The sequence below is a fragment of the Vibrio sp. TH_r3 genome (assembly GCF_033101115.1).
GTDB lineage: Bacteria > Pseudomonadota > Gammaproteobacteria > Enterobacterales > Vibrionaceae > Vibrio.
The window spans coordinates 1-15,908 of the sequence record NZ_JAWMPW010000010.1 but is presented as its reverse complement, the minus strand read 5'-3'; the positions used below and the strand labels follow the sequence as shown (position 1 = coordinate 15,908).

Annotated in this window: 12 protein-coding genes; 8 read left to right on the top strand and 4 right to left on the bottom strand. The window is 39.6% G+C overall.

Annotated elements, in window-relative coordinates; all coding sequences use genetic code 11:
• Positions 1–114 precede the first annotated feature (114 nt).
• The 3 genes from R3X26_RS10425 to R3X26_RS10415 form a co-directional block, all read right to left on the bottom strand.
• Positions 115–918 (bottom strand): flagellar brake protein, encoded by an 804-nt coding sequence (locus R3X26_RS10425; protein WP_317717248.1) that lies wholly within the window; start codon positions 916–918, stop codon positions 115–117.
• Positions 919–1,260: 342 nt separating this feature from the next.
• Positions 1,261–2,976, bottom strand: coding sequence for an alpha-glucosidase (locus tag R3X26_RS10420; RefSeq protein WP_317717247.1), 1,716 nt, complete (start codon positions 2,974–2,976; stop codon positions 1,261–1,263).
• Between the two features lie 69 nt (positions 2,977–3,045).
• A complete protein-coding gene (locus tag R3X26_RS10415; protein ID WP_317717246.1) occupies positions 3,046–4,086 on the bottom strand; it encodes a LacI family DNA-binding transcriptional regulator in 1,041 nt (346 codons plus the stop codon).
• Positions 4,087–4,476: 390 nt separating this feature from the next.
• Here R3X26_RS10415 and R3X26_RS10410 point away from each other — a divergent pair, with 390 nt between their 5' ends.
• The 4 genes from R3X26_RS10410 (at position 4,477) to R3X26_RS10395 (ending at position 9,355) form a co-directional block, all read left to right on the top strand.
• Positions 4,477–5,826 carry an ABC transporter substrate-binding protein gene (locus R3X26_RS10410; RefSeq protein ID WP_317717245.1) on the top strand — a complete coding sequence of 450 codons (1,350 nt, stop codon included), beginning with the start codon at positions 4,477–4,479 and terminating at the stop codon, positions 5,824–5,826.
• 241 nt (positions 5,827–6,067) lie between these two features.
• Entirely contained in the window at positions 6,068–7,078 is a 1,011-nt protein-coding gene (locus tag R3X26_RS10405) for a sugar ABC transporter permease (RefSeq protein WP_317717244.1), read from the top strand.
• Entirely contained in the window at positions 7,079–8,242 is a 1,164-nt protein-coding gene (locus R3X26_RS10400; RefSeq protein WP_317717243.1) for a carbohydrate ABC transporter permease, read from the top strand. It begins immediately after the preceding gene.
• A gap of 21 nt (positions 8,243–8,263) precedes the next feature.
• Entirely contained in the window at positions 8,264–9,355 is a 1,092-nt protein-coding gene (locus R3X26_RS10395; protein ID WP_317717242.1) for a sn-glycerol-3-phosphate ABC transporter ATP-binding protein UgpC, read from the top strand.
• A gap of 142 nt (positions 9,356–9,497) precedes the next feature.
• On the opposite strand, the gene R3X26_RS10390 is transcribed toward R3X26_RS10395, so the two are convergent.
• Positions 9,498–11,075 (bottom strand): BCCT family transporter, encoded by a 1,578-nt coding sequence (locus tag R3X26_RS10390; RefSeq protein ID WP_317717241.1) that lies wholly within the window; start codon positions 11,073–11,075, stop codon positions 9,498–9,500.
• A 562-nt stretch (positions 11,076–11,637) separates the two neighbouring features.
• Between R3X26_RS10390 and R3X26_RS10385 the strand changes: the two genes are divergently transcribed.
• The 4 genes from R3X26_RS10385 to R3X26_RS10370 all read left to right on the top strand — a co-directional run bounded on the left by R3X26_RS10385 (position 11,638) and on the right by R3X26_RS10370 (position 15,823).
• Positions 11,638–12,129 carry a MarR family winged helix-turn-helix transcriptional regulator gene (locus R3X26_RS10385; RefSeq protein WP_317717240.1) on the top strand — a complete coding sequence of 164 codons (492 nt, stop codon included), beginning with the start codon at positions 11,638–11,640 and terminating at the stop codon, positions 12,127–12,129.
• A 510-nt stretch (positions 12,130–12,639) separates the two neighbouring features.
• Entirely contained in the window at positions 12,640–13,629 is a 990-nt protein-coding gene (locus R3X26_RS10380) for an ABC transporter substrate-binding protein (protein WP_317717239.1), read from the top strand.
• Between the two features lie 69 nt (positions 13,630–13,698).
• Positions 13,699–14,598 (top strand): proline/glycine betaine ABC transporter permease, encoded by a 900-nt coding sequence (locus R3X26_RS10375; RefSeq protein ID WP_317717238.1) that lies wholly within the window; start codon positions 13,699–13,701, stop codon positions 14,596–14,598.
• On the top strand, positions 14,591–15,823 hold the full coding sequence (locus tag R3X26_RS10370) for a glycine betaine/L-proline ABC transporter ATP-binding protein (protein ID WP_317717237.1): 1,233 nt from the start codon (positions 14,591–14,593) through the stop codon (positions 15,821–15,823). Before R3X26_RS10375 ends, R3X26_RS10370 begins: the two co-directional genes overlap by 8 nt.
• The last annotated feature ends 85 nt before the right edge of the window (positions 15,824–15,908 follow it).

Here is a 15,908-nt window from a genome sequence, read left to right as displayed (position 1 = left end):
GGAAAACTTAATAATACCTGCAAATATTAAGTGATTTGAAACGTTAGGTAAATGTAAACATTAGCTATATAACTATAAAGCTACTTATAAAAATCGACTATAGGCACTTCTTATCTACAATTTTAATGTCAGTTTAACGCCATCGAATTTGAGTAAACTTAGTAAGCTTTTCACATGAGCTTTACCTGTACTATCAAATCTGAGCCCATATTTAGCAAAATGCATGGAAGATTGGAGGTTACAAATTTTACCGTGCAACGGAAGTAACTTAACTTTGGAGTTAGCTGATGTCATTATATTGATGACAACCTCTTCTCCTACATCAAATTTTTTAGCCAACGGACTGGTAATAAACCTACAGCCACCTTTTGATAAATCTCTTACTTCACATTCGATTTTATTCTGTCCAGCTTTCGTACTGGTAGCAGCGTCAGACGTATTGGTAAAGTTATCAGAATTTGCAATTTCAACACAGGCTTTCAACGAGACATCGTATCTCGGCTCTTTTCTAAGCTGATGTATTTTCATCATACTTGGAATAGAAATCATGACCAACGGAATGGGCTCTTTGAGGATATGCATAATCTGAGCTCTAAAATAAATTAAAGCACCTTCACCTTTTTGCGAGATAGCTCGGACATTCATCCAGAACCCCTCTTGGAAAAAGTAGTTTTGGTCTTCTTCCGAGATATTGGGAACTTCCATTAGGATTAAATTATTTGAATGAGTACCAACAAAGTTGGTTTTCCCCATATATTTGATACCAACAGGTGTGGTGAGGTTAACCGTTAATTCACTGCCATGGCTGACCATATCAATGGCATCGGTACTATTAATTGTACTTTCATTACCCTTGATAGCAGGTGGCTCTTTAATGTCCATTTTATCTTGCTGTGTTCCTAAATATTGAGAACCCACTTGCTAACTCCTGTGTAAATATATGCCAATTGTGGCGTATTCACTGATAAATAATAAGGATTATTTATATTGTTGCAACTGACTTTTTATTACTGGCTAAGATATGGGTAAATAATTGCTTTAAATGTGATCTTGTTTAATTTAGATAGATATAGGTATTCTCAATAGCCTTCGTTTCGTTTATATAGCCATTATCCTTGACGTTGCATCTTTGTTGACTACGTTCATTTCACCCCAGTCGTATAGTGTTCCTATACTCATGGGGATCCGTGCGCTTGTCGTCTCAATGCAACTCTAATGGCTTTGTGGATAACACAGGTTATCTACAGGGTGAATTGGTCGCTATTCTACATTTAAAACGTAAGCTTGAAACGGCTGCAACACCATTTCTTGCAATGATGAGGTCAGCATAGAAGTGTGATTTTCACTGTCGTCGACCAGATCATAGTTATTAAGTAGAATTTTTTTAAGACTAAAATCGTAATGACGTTTTTGTGTTTCGGCTGTGAAATTTGCTAAGATTAACAGTGTTTTACCGTCATAATAGCGAAGGTATGCGTAAACACTGGCATCATCTTTATCTAATAGTTCATGCTTACCGTAAACAACCACATCGCCAAATTCACTTCCTTTGCGCAGTGCAATCAGCTTTTGGTAGTGAGCATAAATTGAATCTTTATCGCTGATAGCTTGCTTAGCATTGATGTAAGTGTAATTAGGATTAATCGCAAGCCAGGGGGTTCCTGTTGTAAAACCGGCATTTTTTTCATTACTCCATTGTACTGGGACTCTGGCATGATCACGTGAAAAATGATTGAGGAAGTCTAGTGCATCTTGTTTACTGACGCCTTTATTGATCATTTTCTGATAATGAAATTTCGCCATAAGATCGTCGTATTCATCAATATCCGCAAAATGCTTGTTGGTCATACCAAGCTCTTCACCTTGATAAATATAGGGTGTTCCACTCATCATATGTAGAACCGTTGCTAACATTTTTGCACTAATCACTCGATATTGTTCAGATGGATCGCCATAGCGAGACACGGCTCGAGGTTGATCGTGATTACTCCAATATAAACTGTTCCAACCCTTTTGATAAAGGTCATCTTGCCACTTCGACATAATGGATTTAAATTCTATTAAATCGAAAGGTTTACGTACGGCGTTGTGCTCTTCACGATCGATAGCCATGTGTTCGAAATGGAAAATCATGCTCACTTCATGTCGATCAGGATGCGAATAGTAACGTCCATCTAGAGTTGTGGTAAAAGGTGTTTCTCCAACTGTGAGTACGTCATAATGAGAGAGCACTTTTTGGTGCATTTCTCTTAGATATTGATGAACAAGAAGGTTATTTGACCAGTGTTCCCAACCCGCGACTCCAGAATCAAAAATGGTCGCATCTGGATAGTCGGAAGGTTTGCCAATCATATTGATCACGTCCATTCTGAATCCGCCTAGTCCTTTTTTAAGCCAAAAATGCATCATATCGTAAATCGCATTTCTTACTTCAGGATTGGCCCAATTTAAGTCTGGTTGTTTTTTACTAAACAGGTGGCAATAGTATTGTCCTGTGTTTTCATTTAACGTCCAAGCTTTCGGTGTAAAGAAGGATTCCCAATTATTCGGTTCACTGCCATCTGCTTTTGGATCTTTCCAAATATACCAATCTCGTTTAGGGTTGTTTTTACTGCTTTTCGATTCAATAAACCATGGATGCTCGTCTGACGTATGGTTGGCCACTAAATCCATTACAATTTTTATATTTCGTTGTTTTGCCTGTGCAATTAGATCATCCATATCTTGCATACTGCCAAATTCTGGAGCAATCGCCATATAATCAGAAATATCATAGCCATTATCATCCATCGGAGAAGCATAAACCGGACTGAGCCAAATAACATTCGCACCAAGTTCGCTAATATAATCAAGCTTTTCGATAATGCCGGGAATGTCACCTATACCATCGCCATTCGAGTCATTGAAGCTACGGGGGTAGATTTGATAAACCACGGCATCATGCCACCAGCGCTTAGCTAATTGTGTGGAACTCATGAGTGTTCTCCTTTAACAAATATTTTTAATAAATGAATGGCTATAAATAGGTCTTATCCATATCTTTTTTTAACTGGTATTACGCTTAACTAAGTGATACGGCAGTTGAACGGATTCATAAGGCACTAAATTAAGCGCCATTTGAGCAGCGACTCTGCCTTTTTCGACTAGGGGTTGTGCGATAGTTGTTAGGCCGTTGATTTCGGAATCTGGAATGCCATCAAATCCCACTATTTTTAACTGATTAGGGACCGAGATATTCAATTCTTTGGCGACTTGCAACGCAGAAAGAGCAATTCTATCGCTCATACATAAAAGTACATCAACAGGATCTGATGTAGTTAAAGCCCCTCGTAATAGAGTATTTAATGCTTCAGAATTTAAGTCGTGTATTTGCCAGACATCTTTAGTGGTTAATTGATGACCAACTTCAGATAAGGCCTTTTTATAACCCTCTAATCGACATCTTGAGATAGATTCTTTTTCACTGTAAAGGTTATCAAAATTGGCGAGTGTTAGAGAGGAAGAGGGTTCGAGTCTCAACCCTAAAATAAGTGCTTTATGTTGGCTTTTATGTAAGGTATGCGCTGCTATTTCATAGGCCGCAGAACGGTTATTTATTCCAATTGAAGGGGCATTTTGTAAAGTAAAATCTACAGCGATTAACGGCTTACCTTGACGTTCGAGTCGTTCAATTATGCTCTTATCAACTGGTTTTCCATAAACAATAAAGCAATCAGGTATCGTTTCAACTTGGGTGTTTTGATAGTTTTCTGCCTTAGATGGAAGTAACAGCATATTGGCATGCTGTGTATCTAACGTTTGTGCTATCCCTGCGAGAAATTGAGTTGCAACAGGATCGGTGAAATTAAATACAAGGTTGTCGGCTAGCAACACGCCAATAACGCCAGTTTTACCGGTTCGTAAACTTCTGGCGGTTAAACTTGGCCCGGTGTACCCAAGTTCATTGCACTGGAATAAAATTTTGTCTCGAAGAGCAGAAGACAATTGATCGGGGCGATTAAAGGCATTAGAAACGGTTGCGGTAGACACGCCTAGTTTTTCAGCAACCGTTTTAAGGGTTGGCTTTTTAATCGTGTTATTTTGCATACCTTACCTTTTAGTTATCGTAGGCATTATTTTCGCCAGTCGTTTTGTTATAAACAAGGCGTTGTGATGAAAACTTTGCCGTACCTAATGAACGACATAACAGATTCTAGAACGATTAAGTAAAATTAATAAATAGCGATAAGTTGCTATAAGTTGTTCTTTTGAACTTGCTCACTAAATATCGAAAATAAAGCCAAAATATTCGATCTATATAGCATATTTGGATGAGAAGTTGGTTGAATTTGCTAATGAGGTCTACTGTATTAATCAAGACTTAACCGATTAAGTCTTGATGTGATTTTGAACAAATAATAATTAAACGTGAACAACTGTAATTGAATGAAATAAAATTAATTAAACAAACGTAACTAAAACACGGAGTTTGAATCGATGAAAACTACTCTACTCACGAGCGCTGTGGCTTTGGCCATATTATCCTCGTCCGCAGTGGCTGCTGATCTTAAATATTCACCGGGAGAAGATAGCCGATTTGATTGGTCTAGCTATGACGCCCTAAAAAATATTGACCTTAAAGGTGAAGTTATTACCTTACGTGGTCCATGGTTAGGTCCAGATAAAGAACTGGTTGAAAGTGTGATTGCCTACTTTGAAGCTGCAACAGGAGCTGACGTTCAGTACGCAGGTTCTGACTCTTTTGAACAACAAATTGCTATTGATGTGCAAGCGGGTAGTGCTCCAAATATCGCCATTTTTCCTCAACCGGGTTTGGCTGCTGATTTGGCCTCAAAAGGCTTCTTAACACCTTTAGATGAAAGTTGGGGGCCATGGATAAAAGACAACTATGCAGCTGGGAACTCTTGGGTTGATTTGGGTACGTTTGCAGATAAACAAGATCAACAACATTTGTTTGGTTTCTTTTATAAAGTTGATTTGAAATCACTAGTTTGGTATATACCAGAAAACTTCGAAGACGCTGGCTATGAAGTTCCCGAATCAATGGAAGAGTTGAAAGCCTTAACGCAACAAATTGCACAAGATGGCGACACACCTTGGTGTATTGGTTTAGGAAGTGGAGCCGCCACAGGTTGGCCTGCTACCGATTGGGTTGAAGATTTGATGTTACGAACTCAATCACCAGAAGATTATGATGCATGGATAACAAATGACCTTAAATTTAATGATCCAAAAGTGGTCGGTGCTATCGATGAATTTGGTTGGTTCCTACAAGATGAATTTGTAGATGGTGGCTCTCGTGCTGTCGCTGCAACCGATTTCCGTGATAGCCCGAAAGGCTTGTTTAGCTCGCCAGCCAAATGTTACATGCATCGTCAAGCCTCGTTTATTCCTAGCTTTTTCCCAGAAGGAACAGAGTTGGGCGCAGATGCCGATTTCTTCTATTTCCCTGCTTACGAAGGTAAAGAGCTCGGAAAACCAGTGCTTGGTGCAGGTACGATGTGGAGTATTACCAAAGATTCGAAAGCAACCCGTGAATTTATGAAATTTTTACGTTTACCGATTGCACATGAAATATGGATGGCTCAATCTGGATTCTTAACACCATTTAAGGGCGCAAACTTGGACGCTTATGCGAATTCAGCTCTTAAAAAACAAGGCCAGATTCTACTTGGTGCAACTACGTTCCGCTTTGACGGTTCCGATTTGATGCCAGGTAAAATTGGTGCAGGATCTTTCTGGACTGGAATGGTTGACTATAGTGGTGGTAAGTCTTCTAAACAAGTAGCCGATGAAATTCAAAGCACGTGGGATGCGATTAAGTAACTTATAGCAGTATAAAGGCCAGTATGAATATATTGGCCTTTATGTCGTTGTTTTTTTTATTAGTTTTATTGGCTATTAATTTACCGCAGATGATTAACCTGTTTTCCGATCAATAATCTATGGCAGAGCACCAAGTTATAGAAGATCAACAGGTTATAGAAGATCAATAAGTTTGCCTAAGTTAATAATTTATCAGTTGGTTATAAATCTTTTTACAAAGTGTATTTTTCGTGGGGTTGCTATGGAGCAATTATATTCCTCTCTTTTTATTATGGCGCTTGGTGTGGCTGGTTGCGTGTTCTATTTCTTTGGCAGCAACATGCTATTGGGCTTAATTTTTCCCTCTCGCGGTGTATCAAATGCTCAAATGGCGAAAAACATTCGTCGAGCTGCTGCTATCCGTCCTTGGTTATTTCTTGGTCCAGCATTAAGTTTTTTAGGACTGTATTTGGTTTATCCCGTCTTTGATTCTTTGATGCTGTCTCTAAGTGATAGAACAGGAGAAGAGTTTGTTGGGCTTAGCAATTATGTATGGTTGATCAATGACAAAGAGTTTATCGAATCTTTGTTCAACAATTTATTATGGCTGCTTGTGGTTCCGGCTGCCTCGACTTTTTTTGGTCTTGTTATTGCGGCTATGACCGATAAAGTCAGTTGGGGAAATATTGCGAAAAGTTTGGTGTTTATGCCAATGGCTATCTCTTTTATTGGCGCATCAATTATTTGGAAATTTGTGTACGATTTTCGTGCAGAAGGGTCTGAGCAAATTGGTATTTTGAATGCTCTTGTTGAATATTTTGGTGGTACGCCAGAAGCGTGGATAACCATTCCTTTTTGGAACAACTTCTTTTTAATGGTTATCCTAATTTGGATCCAAACCGGGTTTGCTATGGTGATCTTGTCTGCCGCATTGCGTGGTATCCCTGAAGAAACGGTAGAAGCAGCGGTACTTGATGGTGCGAATGGTATCCAAATCTTCTTTAAAATACTGATCCCACAAATTTGGGGAACTATAGCGGTGGTTTGGACCACTATTACTATTACCGTTTTGAAAGTCTTCGATATTGTTCTGGCGATGACTAATGGGCAATGGAATACGCAAGTACTGGCTAATATGATGTTTGACTGGATGTTCAGAGGCGGTGGCGATTTTGGTCGCGGCGCCGCGATTGCGGTTGTTATTATGGTGGCGGTTATCCCGGTTATGGTTTGGAACATTCGCCAAGCAAATGCTCAAATGGAGGGACGTTAGATGTCTGGAGCCAAACTTAGCATAAGTCAATTAAGACGCTCTCCGTTAACGCTATTGGTACACTTTGCTGTCTTTGTCGTGGTTGTTTTGTGGACATTACCCACTGCTGGGCTATTAATTTCTTCTTTTAGAGATAAAGATCAACTGGCGATTTCCGGTTGGTGGACGGCGCTATCGGTATCGGAACAGAATCTAATTGGTCGTACTGATGATCCTGACACTCAAGTGCAACAAGATGGCGTTTATGTATTAAAAGGCTCACTTGCCGAACAAGATGAAGAGGTTGATGTCATCATGTTTGGGTGGACGTCTAAAGCCCCAACGGCATATGTTGCTGGAACTGTCGCTGAAATGCGTAATGGCGGAACGTTAAGCGTTGGTTCTGATGGTGACTATATTATGACGTCACCTAAGCCATTTACTGGTTCGCGAGGGAAACGGGTTTTCTATACGGCTAAAATTCCGCCTAAATTCAGTTTGGACAATTATCGTGAAGTGTTAACGGCAGAGGGTATCGGCCAATCATTTATTAACTCGTTAACCGTGACTATTCCAGCCACAGTGATCCCTATTTTAATTGCCGCGTACGCCGCTTATGCACTTTCTTGGATGCGTATGCCTGGCCGTCCATTATTGATTGCATTGGTGGTAGGTTTGTTAGTTGTGCCACTGCAAATGTCATTGATTCCTTTATTGAGGCTATATAACGATATTGGCGCATTTTTTGGTGTCGGAGCCAAAACGTATTTAGGCATTTGGCTGGCTCATACTGGTTTTGGTTTGCCGTTAGCAATCTATTTGTTACGCAATTATATTTCTAATTTACCCAAAGAAATTATTGAATCAGCGCGTGTCGATGGTGCGACCGATTTTGAAATTTTTGTCCGGATTGTATTGCCGCTGTCTTTTCCTGCTCTCGCATCCTTTGCCATATTCCAGTTTTTATGGGTGTGGAATGACCTATTAGTCGCGACGGTATTTTTGGGTAACGGCGAACATGAATTGGTATTAACCGGACGATTAAGAGAACTGCTTGGTTCTCGAGGGGGGAACTGGGAAATATTAACCGCGTCGGCTTTTGTTTCTATTGCCGTGCCTTTGGCCGTATTTTTTAGTCTGCAACGATATTTAGTCCGTGGCCTTTTAGCTGGCTCAGTGAAATAATTGATTTAAGAGAAGAATTTAATGAATGGTTTAAAATTAACGAACATTAAAAAAGCCTATGGCGACACTGAAGTTCTTCATGGTATTGATTTAGACATTGATATTGGTGAATTTATTGTTTTTGTCGGCCCATCAGGCTGTGGGAAATCAACCTTATTGCGTATGATCGCGGGCTTAGAAGATATCACTGCTGGTGACTTAGAAATAGAAGGGGCTCGAGTGAATGATATGCCTGCTGCAATGCGCGGTATTGCAATGGTATTTCAAACTTATGCACTATATCCGCATATGACAGTGTACGACAATATGGCATTTGCGATGCGCATTGCCAAAGAGTCTAAAGACAATATCCATGAACGAGTGATGGCTGCGGCAGAAATGCTTCAGTTGACAGAATACTTAGGTAGGCTCCCCAAAGCACTTTCCGGTGGTCAAAGGCAGCGTGTTGCGATTGGCCGAGCGATTGTACGTAACCCGAAAGTATTTTTATTTGATGAACCATTATCCAACCTTGATGCGGCATTACGGGTACAAACGCGGATTGAAATTGCGAATTTAAAAGAAAAAATGGAAAAAACAACCATGATCTATGTCACGCATGATCAGGTTGAAGCCATGACATTGGCGGATAGAATTGTCGTGTTGTCTGCGGGAAAAATAGAGCAAGTAGGGACTCCGTTAGAGCTTTATACTAACCCTGCTAATGTATTTGTTGCTAAATTTATTGGTTCGCCTTCAATGAATATTATTAGCACCGATATTATTGCTGGTGGCGAAACAGGTAAAGTTCGCTTTGAAAATAATTGTGAAGCAGATTATGCCTTTGCCATACCAAACAACTTGGTCGGTACGTCTGGGCAACTGGGTATCCGTCCAGAAGATTTTGAATTGGCTGAAGAAAATCAAGCCTTTATTTCTGGTTCGGTATTATTTGTTGAATCGCTGGGAGAGGTAACTCAGTTGCATATTCAAGTCGCGAATCAGCAAGAGGCAATTGTGGTCAAATTACCCGGTATTATCGACTTACATAAAGGTGAAACTATCCATTTAAAAGCGCCAGCAAATAAAATACATTTGTTTGATAGCCAAGGCATTTCTGTTCGTTATCTGTAGCCAATGTTACTTATTGGTCAGAGCTTTGTTTAAAAGGCAGCTCTTATAAAAAAGCCCCCGAATTGAGTCGGGGGCTTTGTCTATGTTTTATTCACTTCTTGCTATTAGCCATGAATCAGTTGTGGCTAAATGTGCTAACACACTATACCTTTTTTCTCTCGGTTCTAAGACCCAAAGTTAGGCTCACACACATTAATAGTAGAATAATTGTAAACGGTAACGCAGTGGAGATAGCGCCAGCCTGTAGCGCTTGAATGGCTTCTGTTCCGCCAATCCATAATAATGCTGCCGCAATTGCGCCTTCAATGGTTGCCCAAAATATTCTTTGTGGTACTGGTGCATCGATTTTACCGCCAGCAGTAATACTATCGATAACCAATGAGCCTGAATCGGAAGACGTTATAAAGAACACCAATACCAATACAATAGCAACTACTGATAATATTGCACCGTATGGTAAGGCATCGAACATTTGGAACATAGCCAACGGAACATCAGTTAAGCCTTTAGCACCAAGTTCACCGACTTTATTCACCACTTGATCTAACGCTAGCCCACCGAAAACAGACATCCATACGACTGTCACAAAAGTAGGAACCAGCAACACAGCCGTTAAAAACTCTCTTACTGTACGACCTTTAGATACACGAGCGATAAACATACCAACAAATGGTGACCATGAAATCCACCATGCCCAATAGAATACAGTCCAACCTTGGAACCAAGCTGTATCATCCCGGCCAATTGGGTTACTTAATGGAATAATATTTTCAACATAAGCCATAAAGGTTGTTGGAATAGTTCCAAGAGTCACCGCATAACCAATAAGTGCCACCAATATAACCAGTATCAGTGCAATAAACATATTAACGTTACTTAATACTTTTACACCACCTTCGATTCCTCGAACCACTGAGATGATGGCAAGAAAGGTGACAAAAGCAATAATAATAAGTTGTAAGTCAATTCCAGCTTCAATACCAAATACATGATGGATACCACTGGCCGCTTGTTGTGCACCAAGACCAAGAGAAGTCGCTAAACCAAATAGCGTTGCAATAACGGCCAAAATATCGACTACGTGCCCGGCAACACCCCATGTTCTGTCCCCAAGTAAAGGATAGAAAATGGAACGCATAGATAAAGGGAGCCCTTTGTTGTATGTAAAGAAGGCAAGAGATAGAGCAACAACAGCATAGATTGCCCATGGGTGTAATCCCCAGTGGAACATGGTTGCGCCCAACGCTAATTTCATGGCCTCTGGTGTGTTGGCTTCAACGCCTAATGGTGTTTCATACCATCCTGTAAAGTATGCTACTGGTTCAGCAACACTCCAGAACATTAAACCGATACCCATACCAGCAGCAAACAGCATGGCTAACCAAGATACAAAGGAGTGATCGGCAGTTGCGTTGTCACCACCTAAGCGAATTTTACCTAATGGTGACGCGATTAATACTAGGCAGAACACAACAAATATGTTGCCTGACCAAATGAACAACCAATCGAATGTGCCGATTATTTTCCATTTTAGTCCATCCAAAACTGATTTTGCTGTTTCTGCATCACTGACTAAAACAGCGACCAGAAATAGAAAAACCAACCCTGCACTAATACCGAATACGGGATTATGAATATCAAATCCCCATTTCTGTACGTTATCCTGTCCGACACTGTAGTCGGTACTGTGGATACTGTATTTTTTTGATCCTTGCGGCATGTTTTCTCTCTTAGTTTCTAACATTGAGGCATAAATAACGTTGAATAACTGTAATTAACCTAAATAACTATAGTTAACCTAAATAACGATAAGTAACTCTAAATAACCATAAGTAATTTTAGTAGAAAATCAGAAGTAGCAAACCAAATGATTTGTACTCGTTGTATTGCTCTCTACTTTTTTTGCGATAGGTTACTCTCTTTGGTAAAAAATGCCATAACTTGGCTATATTTTGAACTGAAATGCTGATAATTTACAACTGAATGGCGATTCTATGTCCTTTGTTGCCTTCAACTAGGAAGGTTACTGAGCAAAAACTATTTGATTTCTAATTATTACAGGTCATAGTATTGTTGCTGTAGAGCATATTATTATTATTATTGTTGGTCATAATATTGTTATTACCGAGCATAGTGTTGGCAATAATTACATTAATTAGTCACAATAGATGGTTACAGATAGCAATTAATGAATAGACCACGTTTTGAAGCTCAGCTTTCAATCAAAGTAAGGTCTATTTTTTCTACCGTTTTTGGCATTTTTATAGTTACGGAGTGGTGAGTTGGAAAAACATGAGGAAGTTCTCGTTTCACTGAGACAAATTATTAGGGCAATAGATCTGCATTCCAAGAAATTGAGCAAGGAATCTGGCCTTACTGGTCCACAATTGATACTTATGCGCTCAATCAGAGAATTAGGCGAAGTAACCATTAGGCAATTGTCTAATCATACGAATATGAGCCCAGCTACAGCAACGACGATACTAGATAGGTTGGAACGAAATAACCTCGTTGAGCGAGTAAGAAGTACCACTGATAAGCGTAAAGTTCACGCTAACCTTACCGAAAAAGGTAATCTCTTACTGAGTAATGCGCCATTACCATTGCAAGAAAGCTTTATTAATAAGTTGCAAAGTTTGGATGAATGGGAGCAAAGCTTATTACTATCATCAGTTCAACGCATTGCAGGAATGATGAATGCTGAGTCAATCAGTGTGGCACCTGTACTGGAGCTTGGCGATATTACCGACCCTGAGTTGAATACTGAAAAGTAATTTTTGTTTCTTTTCTAGATCTTAATTCCTTCTGATTGTGGACTTCACTTAATCTTTGAGGTGTAGCTTGGTTTGATTGTTAGCATACAATCAAATAGTCCGCTTATTGGTGAGTAGATATAGCTATGCGGTAGAAATAGTCATTAATATAGATAGTTAAGGGTTTGATAGTCCGACCCTTAACTCTTTCTGTTCACAGATACATTACGTTCTATTCACCGTCACATTACGTCAACCTTCGACTTAAATCCTTCGACCTATAATTGTTTATTCAACAACATTTTTGTCAAGTAATAGACGATTTAATTTTTCTTTCTTTTCATACTGCTAATTCCATTGTTTTTTTTAGATATTAATCGCATTTGTCCCCGTTCTTTTGCCTATGTAATTGAACTAAATCCATAGGTATTTAGAGGGTACTCAAATGCTTATAGCTATAATCATTTGAACACGAAGTATAATTTCGGTATGATTGTAATCTAACTATGGAAGTTATTTAAGGGAATGAGTATGAAATTGAAACTTGCGACACTGGCTTTACTTGCCGGTGCCAGTACCAGCGTATCCGCTAGTGAATGTGGCGATGTAACGATCGCAGATATGAATTGGAACTCCGCTAGTTTACTCGCTAACGTAGATAAGTTTATCTTAGAAAATGCTTTTGGTTGTGATGCTGAGTTGATTCCTGGTGACACAATGCCTACCACAACATCTATGATTGAGAAAGGACAACCAGATATCGCACCTGAGTTATGGGCAAATGCGGTAAAAGATGCGGTAGAAGCAGGCGTTAAAGAAGGCCGAATTGTTCTTGCTGGTAAGTCGCTAGTTAATGGTGGTGAAGAAGGTTTTTGGGTTCCAAAATATATGGTGGATAAATACCCTGAGCTGAGCACTATCGAAGGTGTAAAAAAACACGCTGATTTGTTTGAACACCCAGAAAATAAAGATGTAGGTGGTTTCTACGGCTGTCCTGCTGGCTGGGGTTGTCAAATCTCAGCGTCTAACTTGTTCAGAGCGCTGAAACTTGATGAAGCTAATTTTGAATTAATCGATCCAGGGTCGTCGGCTGGTCTTTCTGGATCAATCGCTAAAGCTTATGAGCGTGAAGAAGGTTGGTTAGGTTATTATTGGGCACCAACGGCGATCTTAGGTAAATATGAGATGGTTAAAGTTGATTTTGGTGCAGGTGTAGATGAAGACGAATACTTTGCTTGTACTACAGTTGATGGTTGTGAATCGCCAAAAGTAACAGCGTATCCTGCTTCTCCTGTTTACACAGTGGCTTCTGCAGAATTTTCTAAAGATAACCAAGAAATAATGAGCTATTTAGACACTCGTGGAGTGACTAACGCTGATATGAACAAGTTATTGGCTTGGATGGAAGAAGAGCAAGCGGATGCTTCCGATGCAATGTTCTATTTCTTAGAGAACTATCCTTCAATTTGGAAAGCATGGTTACCTGAAGATAAAGCCGAAATGGTTGAGAGTGCGTTGTAAGTTAGTATTGTAAAATTTCGAAAAGAGTAACTTGCTACGAGTTGCTCTTTTCGTTTCAAGGAATTAAAAATGGCTGATAGTAGCTGGTTGTACAGTTTTCCAGAAATGGACCGTTCGGGTCTGAGAGCAATTAGAAAAACGCTTGATGGCGCATATAAAGATTTTTCAAGAGAATATGGTGATTTAATAGAGTCTATTTTTGACCCATTGTTGTCGTTTCTTATTTGGTTTGAGAAGTTATTATTAAGTACTCCTTGGTGGATAGTTTTGGCTATTTGCACTGGGTTTGTTTATCTAGCGAGTCGTTCAACGAAACTCGCTGTCGCTTGCTTTGGCTCTTTATTACTTATAGGCTATTTTGGGATGTGGGAAGATACGATGCGCACGCTGAGTATTATTACCGTATGTACCTTTTTAGCTATCGCGATAGGTATTCCCATAGGTATTGCCATGGCACGCTCTAATCGAATTCAAGCGGTTATTACTCCGCTGTTAGATATTATGCAAACTATGCCTGCTTTCGTTTATCTTATCCCTGTGGTGATGTTGTTAGGCATAGGTAAAATTCCGGGCTTGATTGCGGTCATTATATACGCTATCCCTCCGGTTATTCGATTGACTAATCTAGGTATTCGTTTGGTTGATAAAGAAGTATTAGAAGCGGCTACAGCCTTTGGTGCCAGCCAACGGCAAAGGTTAACTGGTGTTCAGTTACCTTTAGCTATGCCAACTATTATGGCCGGTATTAACCAAACTATTATGATGGCTTTGTCTATGGTGGTTATCGCCTCAATGATAGGTGTGAAAGGGCTAGGGCAACCGGTACTAAAAGCAATAACGAACCAATATTTTACTCTAGGATTATTAAATGGCTTTGCTATCGTCGCATTGGCGATTTTATTTGACCGCGCATCACAAGCGTATGCAAAGCGTACTCAAGCTCATTTAGGAGACCAGAAACATGACTGAGTCAGTAATTAAGATTTCAGGTCTTTACAAAGTTTTTGGTTCTAATCCTAAGTCTGTGCTACCTATGATTAGTGAAGGCTTAAGTAAAGATGAAATCTTGAAAAAAACGGGTCATACCGTTGGCCTAAAAGATATTAATTTAGAGATTAAAAAAGGCGAAATTTTCGTCATTATGGGGCTATCTGGCTCAGGTAAATCGACATTAATACGCCACTTTAACCGTTTAATTGATCCCACTGAAGGGCAAATTATTGTTGAAGGCACGGATATAATGGAATTTGGTGTCCATGAGCTTCAAGAGTTCCGTCGTCATAAAATGTCGATGGTCTTTCAACGTTTTGGTCTATTTCCACACAGAAAAGTTATTGATAATGTTGCTTATGGCTTGGAAGTACAAAATATTGAAAAGGCAGTACGACTTAAAAAGGCGAAAGAATGGATAGATACCGTTGGCTTGAAAGGTTACGATGATCAGTACCCATCTCAGCTTTCAGGTGGTCAGCAGCAGCGTGTTGGTTTAGCGCGTGCACTTTGTACTGATGCAGAAATTTTATTAATGGATGAAGCGTTTTCGGCACTGGATCCACTGATCAGGAGTGAAATGCAAGATCAGCTTATTGAATTGCAAGAAACCTTACAAAAAACCATTATTTTTATTACCCATGATTTAGATGAAGCGCTTAGACTAGGTGACCGAATTGCTATTCTTAAAGATGGTGAACTTGTTCAGCAAGGAACACCGGATGAGATATTGCTAGAGCCAGCTAACGATTATGTAGAAGCTTTTGTTAAAGATGTTAACCGAGCTAGAGCTCTAACGGTTGAAACCGTTATGCAGCGTCCTGCAATGCGTATCACAGCAGAAACCATCGATGGCGCACTTGCGCAAATGAAAAAATCGGTTCATGACTATGGTTATCATATTACCGAAGATGGCTTCCAAGGCATAATAACTGAAAAAGAACTGGAATCTGCTGCTTCTTCCGATGTGAATAACGGCGAATTCAATCCTGATATTTATGAAGATGTACCGACGATTTCTCCAGACTCTGCGATTGAAGATGTACTGACAGAGACAATATCTTCAGAGTATTCATTACCTGTTGTGGACAGTGATGGCAACTTAAAAGGCTCTCTAGAGAAAGAATCGGTTGCCGATATTTTTTCAGAGAAATCTAGCTTAGAGGAAGACTCTGAAGAGCAACTAACGGAAGAGAAAAAATAGTCTACGGTTGGTTTATCTTAAAATCACAATTAGTATTTATTGATAAGTATTATCAATAGTATATAAAGGGAAGTCGATATTTGAC

Coding starts and splice junctions, on each gene's coding strand:
- R3X26_RS10375 (WP_317717238.1), top strand. CDS start 13,699: ATGGCTGATAGTAGCTGGTTGTACAGTTTTCCAGAAATGGACCGTTCG.
- R3X26_RS10400 (WP_317717243.1), top strand. CDS start 7,079: ATGTCTGGAGCCAAACTTAGCATAAGTCAATTAAGACGCTCTCCGTTA.
- R3X26_RS10420 (WP_317717247.1), bottom strand. CDS start 2,976: ATGAGTTCCACACAATTAGCTAAGCGCTGGTGGCATGATGCCGTGGTT.
- R3X26_RS10410 (WP_317717245.1), top strand. CDS start 4,477: ATGAAAACTACTCTACTCACGAGCGCTGTGGCTTTGGCCATATTATCC.
- R3X26_RS10390 (WP_317717241.1), bottom strand. CDS start 11,075: ATGCCGCAAGGATCAAAAAAATACAGTATCCACAGTACCGACTACAGT.
- R3X26_RS10380 (WP_317717239.1), top strand. CDS start 12,640: ATGAAATTGAAACTTGCGACACTGGCTTTACTTGCCGGTGCCAGTACC.
- R3X26_RS10415 (WP_317717246.1), bottom strand. CDS start 4,086: ATGCAAAATAACACGATTAAAAAGCCAACCCTTAAAACGGTTGCTGAA.
- R3X26_RS10405 (WP_317717244.1), top strand. CDS start 6,068: ATGGAGCAATTATATTCCTCTCTTTTTATTATGGCGCTTGGTGTGGCT.
- R3X26_RS10395 (WP_317717242.1), top strand. CDS start 8,264: ATGAATGGTTTAAAATTAACGAACATTAAAAAAGCCTATGGCGACACT.
- R3X26_RS10370 (WP_317717237.1), top strand. CDS start 14,591: ATGACTGAGTCAGTAATTAAGATTTCAGGTCTTTACAAAGTTTTTGGT.